Origin of the sequence: Vibrio sp. 10N.247.311.49 (assembly GCF_041467655.1) — a bacterium.
In the GTDB taxonomy this organism is placed as follows: Bacteria; Pseudomonadota; Gammaproteobacteria; order Enterobacterales; family Vibrionaceae; genus Vibrio; species Vibrio crassostreae_C.
On record NZ_JBFSVA010000027.1, the window covers coordinates 46,801 to 57,333 of the forward strand.

At 44.9% G+C, this 10,533-nt stretch carries 9 protein-coding genes; 5 read left to right on the forward strand and 4 right to left on the reverse strand.

Features of this window, described 5'->3' with window-relative positions:
* Positions 1-20 precede the first annotated feature (20 nt).
* Genes dapF through lptM form a run of 3 tightly spaced genes read right to left on the reverse strand, consistent with a single transcriptional unit; the run spans position 21 to position 2,275 of the window.
* Positions 21-851 carry a diaminopimelate epimerase gene (gene dapF / locus AB6E54_RS19805; RefSeq protein WP_017061013.1) on the reverse strand — a complete coding sequence of 277 codons (831 nt, stop codon included), beginning with the start codon at positions 849-851 and terminating at the stop codon, positions 21-23.
* A gap of 11 nt (positions 852-862) precedes the next feature.
* Positions 863-2,116, reverse strand: a complete 1,254-nt coding sequence (gene lysA, locus AB6E54_RS19810; protein ID WP_017066756.1) for a diaminopimelate decarboxylase — start codon at positions 2,114-2,116, stop codon at positions 863-865.
* 42 nt (positions 2,117-2,158) lie between these two features.
* Positions 2,159-2,275 carry an LPS translocon maturation chaperone LptM gene (gene lptM / locus AB6E54_RS22610; RefSeq protein WP_017068592.1) on the reverse strand — a complete coding sequence of 39 codons (117 nt, stop codon included), beginning with the start codon at positions 2,273-2,275 and terminating at the stop codon, positions 2,159-2,161.
* A 75-nt stretch (positions 2,276-2,350) separates the two neighbouring features.
* On the opposite strand from lptM, the gene cyaY reads away from it, so the two are divergent.
* Positions 2,351-2,665: an iron donor protein CyaY gene (gene cyaY, locus AB6E54_RS19820; protein ID WP_017061010.1), complete on the forward strand. Its 315-nt coding sequence runs from the start codon at positions 2,351-2,353 to the stop codon at positions 2,663-2,665.
* Between the two features lie 72 nt (positions 2,666-2,737).
* Here cyaY and AB6E54_RS19825 read toward each other — a convergent pair whose 3' ends face one another.
* Positions 2,738-5,266: a class I adenylate cyclase gene (locus AB6E54_RS19825; protein ID WP_017066755.1), complete on the reverse strand. Its 2,529-nt coding sequence runs from the start codon at positions 5,264-5,266 to the stop codon at positions 2,738-2,740.
* Positions 5,267-5,610: 344 nt separating this feature from the next.
* On the opposite strand from AB6E54_RS19825, the gene hemC reads away from it, so the two are divergent.
* From hemC to AB6E54_RS19845, 4 genes are read left to right on the forward strand one after another with little or no spacing between them, the layout of a single operon-like run.
* Positions 5,611-6,549 (forward strand): hydroxymethylbilane synthase, encoded by a 939-nt coding sequence (gene hemC, locus AB6E54_RS19830; protein ID WP_017061008.1) that lies wholly within the window; start codon positions 5,611-5,613, stop codon positions 6,547-6,549.
* A gap of 2 nt (positions 6,550-6,551) precedes the next feature.
* On the forward strand, positions 6,552-7,280 hold the full coding sequence (locus tag AB6E54_RS19835; RefSeq protein ID WP_017061007.1) for a uroporphyrinogen-III synthase: 729 nt from the start codon (positions 6,552-6,554) through the stop codon (positions 7,278-7,280).
* A 19-nt stretch (positions 7,281-7,299) separates the two neighbouring features.
* A complete protein-coding gene (locus tag AB6E54_RS19840) occupies positions 7,300-8,526 on the forward strand; it encodes a uroporphyrinogen-III C-methyltransferase (protein ID WP_017061006.1) in 1,227 nt (408 codons plus the stop codon).
* On the forward strand, positions 8,526-9,707 hold the full coding sequence (locus tag AB6E54_RS19845; RefSeq protein ID WP_017061005.1) for a heme biosynthesis protein HemY: 1,182 nt from the start codon (positions 8,526-8,528) through the stop codon (positions 9,705-9,707). Before AB6E54_RS19840 ends, AB6E54_RS19845 begins: the two co-directional genes overlap by 1 nt.
* Positions 9,708-10,533: the final 826 nt, after the last annotated feature.

Consider the following 10,533-nt stretch of genomic DNA (forward strand, 5'->3'; position numbering starts at 1 on the left):
ATATTTGTTTTGGGTCGTTATTAGCAAGAAAGTTGACCATCAAACACATGCGTTGCAGGGCCGGTCATAAACAGAGGTTTACCCGGGCCTTGCCAGCTAATGTGTAAGTCACCGCCTGGTAGACGAACCTTCACATTCTCAGCCAGTAAGCCTTGAGTGATACCCACTGCAACTGCGCCACACGCTCCGCTGCCACATGCCTGAGTTTCACCCGCGCCGCGTTCGTAAACACGTAGACGAACTTCTTCACGGTTAACGACCTGCATAAAGCCAGCATTAACACGCTCAGGGAAACGTTCATGTGATTCAAGTAGTGGGCCTAAGGTGTCCACATCAGCCGTGTCGACGTCATCAACCACGGTAACCACATGTGGGTTACCCATGCTTACCGCACCACAGAATAAGGTGTGTACATCCGTTCTTAGGATATACGTCTTCTCTGGCTGCTTGGCCTTGAATGGAATCTTGCCGGGTTCGAACTCAGGAATGCCCATGTTCACCGTGATCAGGTCATTCTCTTCAATCTTGAGAACCATTTTACCTTTCTTGGTACTCACGTTGATGCTGTACTTATTCGTTAAGCCTTTCATGCGAACGAATCGTGCAAAACAACGTGCACCATTGCCACACTGCTCCACTTCACTGCCATCCGCATTGAATATGCGGTAATGGAAATCAGTTTCTGGATCATAGGGAGCCTCAACCACAAGTAGCTGATCAAAGCCCACGCCAGTGTGACGATCCGCCAAGCGACGGATCAAATCTGGAGAAAAGAAAATATTTTGAGTAATGCAGTCCACGACCATGAAATCATTGCCCAAACCATGCATTTTAGAAAAGTGGAAGTGCATAACGCTTAAAATTACTCCGGAAGAATGTTTTCAAGTTCCCACAGACTCGTAAGCTCTTCACGCTGACGAACCAAGTGAGTTTTATCGCCATCCACCATCACTTCAGCCGCACGCGAACGAGTGTTGTAGTTAGATGACATCGCGAAGCCATAAGCACCCGCTGAACGAACTGCTAGCAGATCACCTTCTTCAAGAACAAGGTCACGATCTTTACCTAGGAAATCGCCTGTCTCACAGATTGGGCCAACCAAATCGTAAGTCACAGTTTCACCCTGACGAGGGCTCACAGGAACAATATCCTGCCAAGCTTGGTAAAGTGCTGGGCGCATTAGATCGTTCATTGCTGCATCGATGATGGCAAAGTTCTTGTGCTCTGTTGGCTTGAGGAACTCGACTTTCGTTAATAATACACCAGCGTTAGCAGCAATCGCTCTTCCAGGCTCGAAAATCAGCTCTAGATCAGAATGATTGTCTAAGCGAGCCAATAAAGCTTTCGCGTAGTCAGAAGGCTGTGGTGGTAATTCATCACGATAAACCACACCCAAGCCGCCACCGACATCAAGGTGTTTGATGTTGATACCGTTAGCACGTAGCTGGTCGATCAGCGCAAGTAGGCGATCGGTTGCATCGATGAAAGGTTCGATATCCGTTAACTGAGAACCAATGTGGCAATCAATACCATGGATAGACAAGTTATCGAGTGTTTTTGCAAACTCATAGACAGCAGGAGCACGGTCGAAAGCGATACCAAACTTGTTATCACGCAGACCAGTAGAGATATAAGGGTGAGTGTTCGCATCAACGTCTGGGTTGATACGCAGTGAAATCGGCGCTTTAACACCAAGCTCACCAGCTACTTTATTCAGTCGCTCTAGTTCTGGTTCAGACTCTACGTTGAAACACTTAATGTTCAACTCAAGCGCACGCTTCATTTCAGCGGCTGTTTTACCGACACCAGAGAATACAACTTTTGCTGGATCGCCACCGGCAGCAACCACACGCTCTAGCTCACCGCCAGAAACGATATCGAAGCCAGAGCCCAAACGAGCCAAAGTATTCAACACGCCAAGGTTTGAGTTAGCTTTAACGGCATAACACACCAAGTGCGGATGCTCACCAACCGATGAATCAAACGCATTCCAGTGGCGTTCTAATGTTGCACGAGAATATACATACAGCGGTGTACCATATTGCTCTGCTAGTTGTGAAAGTGCGACGTCCTCAGCCCAAAGCTGGCCATCTTCCTGATAGTTGAAGTAATCCAAAGTTCTTATCCCTTATAAATAACGATTTCTGCGTGTTTTCACTTATTGTGATTGTTCGGTTTGCTGAACTTCATCAGGATCGTACAAAGGACCCGTTTGACCACAACCAGAAAGTCCAATAACGGACATCATAAATAGAGCAGTAATTAATTTTTTCATTTTGCATATCGTGATTATTAACTCAATGCCCCCTATAATCGCACCACACTCAGGAAAAGCAATAGGATAGAAAGGATGAACGAGACTGAATTTCATCAGCTGGTCGATATACAGATGCAAAACATCGAAGAAGCTATCGATGAATCAGAGGCAGATATTGATTACGAAGTGACTGGTAACGTGATGACGCTGGAGTTTGAGAACCGCAGCCAAATCATCATTAACCGCCAAGAACCAATGAAAGAAATCTGGTTAGCGTCTAAATCTGGTGGCTTTCACTTCAAGCTAGTTGACGACAAGTGGACATGTTCAAAGACGGGCATGGAGCTGTTTGAGATGGTTAAAGAAGAATGCGTGAAGCACGCAGGTGAAGCGATCGATTGGGTCTAATCATTTGTAAGCAAAACTAAAAAGGAGTGAATCAATCACTCCTTTTTTTAAAATCAATCGGGCTTAGTAAGACTAGATGTTAACTATCTTTGAGCTCCGAGAAGCTAAAGTTGCATCGTTACGATAAGGCACAACGTAAGAATTGCCTTCTTCAGGATGAACGATTTGGTAGTACTGAGGTAGGTTAAAGTTAATCAACTTAGACGACATCTTCGACTCATCTTTTACCGATGTGTAGAAAGAATTCACGCTCGCGATCATCTCATCTTTTTCACCGCTGTACTGGTGGTAGACCTCAACTTGGTTCGACTCGTCCAATACATAAATATTGAAGCCTTTGTCGGTATCTTCGAAAAAGAACTGAATCAAGCCCTCACTCGCAAAACCATCCACCACTTCTGGTAGCTGATACTCTTGCTCTTTATCGAGCATCAGTAAAGGTGAGCCTTTGAGCTTATTGGTTGAGATGCTACGGTAGAAATCGACCGAGTTTTCCAACATCTGTACCGACACACCACGACGTTCGAAGAACAGACCAAACATCTTATTAGCTAAACGAATAGCCTTAAAGCGGCGGCGCTTCTCGGGTTCAATCGGTTTCAATCGTAAATCGATACACTCAGCAAGCAGTTGATACACCATGTTACGCATCACACCACGCAGGTTTTTGCTGTAACAGAACACATCAACCGATTCTGGCGGTAAAGCATCTTGGTGCATTTTGCCAAGTACCGTCTTCAGCGCATCCAGCATTGCCGTATCACCTTGGAAATGCAGCGTACGTACTTCATGCCAAGAGTTACGATAAACTAAGTCGACACTGCCGACTAAGCTCTTACCTTCCTCACCAAAGCTGAAGATATCGGCGTTCTTGAGGTCCACTTTTAATGCACGACCACTTAATTCAGACGTCGGGTCATTTTCAAAGTTGATGAACATCGCTAGCTGGCTTATCTCACACGGACTCGCCAGTGCTTGCATACTTGGGCGACGCTTACGCAAAGAAAACGTATTACGCAGGTCGCTCACCATTTGATAGAACTTATCGATATCGATGTGAGCGTCACGTACCACAGAGTGCAAACGTGTCGACTCGGTAATCAAGCCATTAAAAAACGACCATGCTACCAACTTACTCAAGTACTCATGGTGCTCTAGAGAAGGCTGACCAAGAATGCGGTGTGCAACCAGTGGCTGCTTATACAAGTACCAACCTGCTTTATTCGACTGACCCTGACGAACTTCGATGAAGCTCAAGTCGGGTTCATGCAGATCCGGAGAGATTTGTGGGTTCAGCAGTGTCACTTTACCTGGCAATACCTCAAACGCAGCGTAAAGCTTACGTGCCAAGATACTGATATCTTGTGGGCTGATTGCCGAAGTGATGTCGTTACGACGCGCAAATTGAATCAGATTACGGTAGCTCAGCATCAAGGCATCAAGCAGTGCATGGTGCACCACTTTAACCTGCTCAACCTTCCAGTTACGGCGGTTATCGAGCTCAGCAATGGTTTCATGTCCCCAATTCCAAGACTTAGTCATCTCAGTCAAGGCTTCACGACGCCACGCAACAGAACCAATGCCCGCATCTCGTGACAGCTTCTCGTGGGTCTTAAGATAAAAACAGCGTCTTACCAAGTCCAATCGAGTGTGGTCGTTAATGCGTTCTAGATAGCGCGTTACCTTTTCAAGCATCAGATAGTAGCTATCCATGCCATACAGATCCGGTTCATCCGCAAAGAAGCGGCGCTTGGTATCAATACTCAGCAGTTGGGTGTTTGGGTATTCCCACGAATAGGCCTCTAACAGGATCGCCTTCAAAACCGATTTATACGGTGAGTCGATACTCTTATAGAGCTGCCACAGGTTTGAACCAAAGTACTCTTCAGCGGGAATACGATTCAGCTTGCCGAAATCGATCCACTGCGAGCAATCAAGATAACCATCCTGACACAAACCTTGAACATACTCGTCGTAACACTCTTCCATTTCTGGCGGAATGATTTGCCACAACAAACGCTGACCAGCTAAACGAACCGCAGAGCGATAGAACTCATCAAGCAGTAATAAATGCTGTGAAGAACCACAGTTATCGCCTGTCATCTCTTCTGAATGGTTCGAACGGAAACGCTCTTCATCCATCAAGAAGAAGTTCGCTTCAACCCCTAAGGTTTCAGCCCAATCAGTAATCAAGAGACACTTGTTGGTTAGGCTATCGCGAGATGCGCCATCCATATCCGGGGAAACACACACCCAGATATCAAGATCACTTGAAGTGCTTTGACCAATAGAAGAAGTACTACCCATGGTGTACAAGCCAAGGATTGCTGGTTCATCCGTCTCGGTGAGTTTGCCACCCAGCGTTAATTCGGTATCAGAGACAAATTGCTTTTGGAATTCATTAAGCGTGAAGCTACGAATTCCAAAAGGAACTTGTTGGTCATAATAACCAGGCATCATCGGGTGATTGAAGTGAAGCAGTGCGGGAATAAGGTTGAATACTCGCTGGCCTTGCACATTCATCAACGCCAACGCACGATCAATGCGCTGCTGATTTAGATTGTCTAATCGTTGAATCAAAGTTTGAGTGTAAGCCTGCAAGGTAAGTCCTTGGTTTGAGGTTAAGTGCAGTTCTGTTTAGTTACTGAACGAAAGGAGCAACAAAACGTGATCAATTTAACACTTTTACCCTTAATGGTAAAGCAAAGGAACCCGTCATACTGGTCAATTCCTTGATGACAGAAAGTTAAACTCACGGCGCCGTAGTGTCCTCTTTATTGACTATTTCTAATAATAGCCCATGTTTCAAATGAGATACTAATCACACTATTTTGGTGAACTCATGAAAATCTCTCAGCTATCAAAGTATGGAATGATCAAACAGTAAGAATTCTCGCCTCATAATGGTAGGATTAGGCTATTACAGAACCTATATCGGAAACACCATGACAAATTCAGCACCAATCCGTATCGCGACCAGAAAAAGCCCTCTTGCCCTTTGGCAGGCATACTTTGTAAGGGATGCACTGCAAGCTGCTCACCCTGGTTTAGAGGTTGAGTTGGTAACTATGGTGACCAAAGGTGACATCATCCTAGACACTCCGCTTGCTAAAGTGGGTGGTAAAGGACTGTTCGTTAAAGAACTTGAAGTAGCCATGCTAGAAGGTCGTGCTGACCTAGCGGTTCACTCAATGAAAGATGTACCTGTCGACTTCCCTGAAGGTCTAGGTCTGGTAACAATTTGTGAGCGCGAAGATCCGCGTGACGCTTTCGTATCAAACACTTACAACAACATCGACGAACTCCCACAAGGTGCTGTCGTGGGTACGTGCAGTCTGCGTCGCCAATGCCAACTGTTAGAATACCGCCCAGATCTGATCATCAAAGAGCTGCGCGGCAACGTTGGTACTCGTCTAGGTAAACTCGATGATGGTCAATACGATGCGATCGTACTGGCTGCTGCAGGTCTTAAACGTCTAGAGCTAGAAGAGCGTATTCGTAGCTTCATCGAACCAGAGCAGTCTCTCCCTGCTGTTGGCCAAGGCGCTGTTGGTATTGAGTGTCGCCTTGATGACGAGCGTCTGATTAAACTCCTTGAACCACTGAATCATAAAGACACGGCTGATCGTGTACTGTGCGAACGTGCAATGAACCTTACCCTAGAAGGTGGCTGTCAGGTTCCTATCGGCAGCTACTCATTATTAGATGGCGAAAACATCTGGCTACGTGCATTAGTTGGTGAACCGGACGGTTCTAAGATGGTTCGTGGTGAGATCTCTGGCCCTCGCAAAGATGCAGAAGCACTTGGCGTGACTCTGGCAAATCAATTGCTGGATGATGGCGCGAGAGAAATCTTAACCAAGCTCTACGTTGACCAAGAATAATCATGACAGTGTTGGTGACTCGTCCCGGTTCAGAGGGACAATCGCTTTGCCAACAACTAGCGGATGAAGGGGTTCAAGCAATCCATCATCCGCTGATTCGTATCGTGGATAATCCCAACTCTGCGGATTTAAGCACCCAGCTTAATAACAGCGATATCATTATTGCAGTCAGTCACCACGCCGTGGCGGCTGCCCAAAGCATCCTTTCAAAAACCTCATCCATTTGGCCTACTTCGCCGCTTTATCTTGGCGTTGGTCAAAAAACTGCGCACGTTTTAAGCAAAGTCTGTAAACAAAAAGTAAACTATCCTCAAGTTAGTGATAGTGAACATCTTCTTAAACTTACTGAACTTAATGGCGTAGAAAATAAGTCCATTTTGATACTACGTGGCAATGGTGGGCGTGAGCTCATTAGGGATTCTCTACTCAATCGAGGTGCACAAGTCTCTTATTGTGAGACCTACCGTAGAGAATATATTCCTATTAGCGACCACAATACCTATCAAACATGGATAAACAAAAAAACGTCCAAAGTTGTCATCACTAGTCAGGAACAATTGGAGTATCTCTGCTCAATTACCCCTGATGAGTATTTGGCTTGGCTTTCAACAAGACATCTATTTGTCCCAAGCCAGCGCATTGTAGAACGAGCACAACAACTCGGCTTCTCGAATGTGACCAATACTCACAGTGCTACGAACCAAATATTACTGGCTGCTCTCCGGCCCTAGCTAGAAACAGGAAATAAGCATGACAAGCAAAAAAAATAATGAGCATATTGAACCTGAAAAGAAACAAGATACTCAGCCAGTAGTTGTTGAAAACGAAAAAGCTGACTCTACAGAGACAAAACAACCTGAACAGAAGCTTGATGCCTCTGCTTCAAATACCGCTAAAAATGAGCAGCCTCAAGCTGAGCATAAAGAGCAAATAGAGAAAGCAGAAAAGCAAGGTAAGCGCGGTGTCAAACTAGGCGCTATTGCGATCGCTATTTCAATTATCTTCAGTGGCGGTATCGCATTTCAAATGCAGCAAAAGAGCGCTGAATACTCGGCTCAAATAGCCGCTCTTCAAGCACAACTTCAAAATACCCAATCTGCGGTAAATAAAGACCTACAAACCATCAAGCAAGAGACTATCCAAGAAGCCTCACACGCGGTGGAGAAAACTCAGGTCGTGCAATCTCAACAGCAGAAGAGCATTCAAAGCCTGCAGTTAGCAGTGGCTGACGTGAAAGGTCGCCGCCCGAATGACTGGTTACTTGCCGAAGCCGATTACCTTGTGAAACTAGCAGGACGTAAACTGTTCCTCGAGCATGATGCCGTTAGCGCAACCAAGTTAATGGAAAGCGCCGATCAACGTATCGCAGCACTGAATGACCCGAGCTTAGTGTCACTGCGTCAATCAATGACCAATGACATTACCAAGCTTCGCACTATTCCTCTGATCGACCGTGACGGCTTAGTTCTGCGTATCACAAGCTTGCAACAGCAAGTCGATACACTGCCGCTTGCCAATGCGATTCTTCCGGAAGCTGCGGTTGTTGAGAAAAAAGCGGTATCGCAAGATATTAATGATTGGCAGAACAACCTGATGACGTCGATGAAAGACTTCTCAGAAAACTTCATTACCTTCCGTAGTCGTGATGGCGAAGTTATCCCTCTACTCTCTCCTGAACAACACTTCTACCTGCGTGAAAACATCAAAGGTAAATTAGAAACCGCGATTCGCGCCGTCTACAAAGAACAAGGTGAACTCTATAGCGCAGCTCTTAATACCGCTAGCGAGTGGTCGAAAGCGTATCTAAACCAAGATAACAACTCAGTGATTGAATTTGAGAAAGCGATTAAACAGCTAAGTGAACAGAACATCTCTGTGAAATACCCTGTAAAGCTTGAATCTCAAAATGAGTTGTCAGATGTGATACGTGAGCGCCTACGTCGTGAAGTCACCGTTATGACCACGGAGGAAAAATAATGATTCGTTGGATTTTTCTTTTTCTCGTTCTAGGTGCTGGGTTAATTGTTGGTACTCAGTTCTCTGGTCAACAAGGCTACGTTCTGATCTCAATTGCGAATAAGACTATTGAGATGAGCGTGACAACACTGGTTATCTTTGTCATTGCTCTTCTAGCGGCTCTATTCGGCTTAGAGTACCTATTTAAAAAGCTTATGTACGCAAGCTCGACAACTTGGAACTGGTTCAGTGTTCGTAAGCTGAAACGTTCTCGTCGTTATACAAATGAAGGCATTATCAAGCTACTTGAAGGTGACTGGAAAGGCGCTGAGAAGAAAGTAACTCGTTGGGCTAACCATCACGACATGCCTCTACTTTGTTATTTAGTCGCTTCTCAAGCGGCACACGAACAAGGTAATACAAGTGAGCGAGATAAGTACATCGAGCTTGCTAGCCAACAGGACGACTCTCTACTAGCGGTTGAGCTAACTAAAGCTAAACAGCAAATCAGCGAGTCAAACTACGAAGCTGCATTCGATACACTTTCGACCCTAAAAGGCACATACCCTAATAACACTGCTGTACTTGGCCTGTTAAAAGCCACTTACTTGCAACTGAAGTTATGGCAGCCATTGCTAGAGTTAACTCCTAAATTAGTTAAGAACAAACTTCTAACAGCTGATGAGCAACGTGAATTAGAACAGAAAGCACAATGTGGGCTACTTCATGATGTGGCACAACAGCAAGGTAGCGAAGGTTTAATCAGCCATTGGAACAAGCTTTCAAGAAAACAGAAACAAAGTTCGCACCTTGTATCCTGCTTTGTGAAGCAACTTATCGCTCGCAAAGCTGACTCAGAAGCCTTCACTGTGATCAAAGAGAACATTGCAAAGAGTGGGTCAAATGAACTCTACATGTTGCTTCCAGAGCTGAACTTATCCGATCACCACCCAGTAGTGGTCATGCTAGAACGTGCAATTAGTAAAGACAGTGGTAATGCCGAAGCACACAGCGCGCTGGCTCAGTTCTACTTAAGAGAGCAGAAGTGGGCGGAAGCACAAAGCCACTTCGAAAAAGCCCTAGCACTTCGTTCAAATGTTTCAGATTACGGATACCTATCTGACGCACTAGAGAAGCAAAACTTAACGAAAGCAGCTCACGAGGTTTCTCGTAAAGCGCTCGCTCTAGTTCAACCAGCTTAATTTAAAGTGTCTCAAACTAAGCCGATGCCTAGCATCGGCTTTTTTGTATCTGTTACTTATCCATAGATAACTTCTACAATAGCTATAAACCAAACTCATCGAACCCTTACCTTCCCAATGCTAACAAACCAACTAACCATGAAATTGCTCAACTGGGCTTCTCAAACACACGGAGAACGACTTTAGTTGTGTCTGTACGTAGTTTTACCATTCTTATAAACAAGTCCTTATAAGAGGTTCGAGAGAAGTCATAGAGAAAAGTGACACCTAGAAGCTCAAGAGTAAATGGAGATCACCTTGAGAGAAGGCGTTTAAAGATATTTACCCGCAGACAGATGCCCACTTAAAGTCACGCTGAATTAACAATTAAATAGCCATCAACGTTCCAACTATAAACCGTTATAACCGGGGAGTTCACGTAACTGCCTGTAGATTAATCTATTAAGTAGAGGGAGATAGCAAGAGTTACCGACCAACAAAACCTTGTTATTAGAAACGAGGCATCTTTATCAGCCAGTTCAAATTAGTAGGAGATAGAGCTCTCAAGACGCTCAGGAAAAGTTAATCAACGAACCAATAGCCACAAGTATAAACTTACGTAATCAAACGCTGCTAGAGAGAGCAGAGCTTAATAATAAGTGTCGGAATATCAGAGCTCGAGATCATCGAACGGAGAACGCTTCTACAAAACTCGAAGACGAATACTAAACTCAGATACTGGAAACGACGAAAGCCTAGTCGTCAGACTAGGCTTTCTGATATGTGCCGGAATAATACCAATTAAAGTAAAAATGTGATCTAATTAAGATTGATGAATTATTGTGAA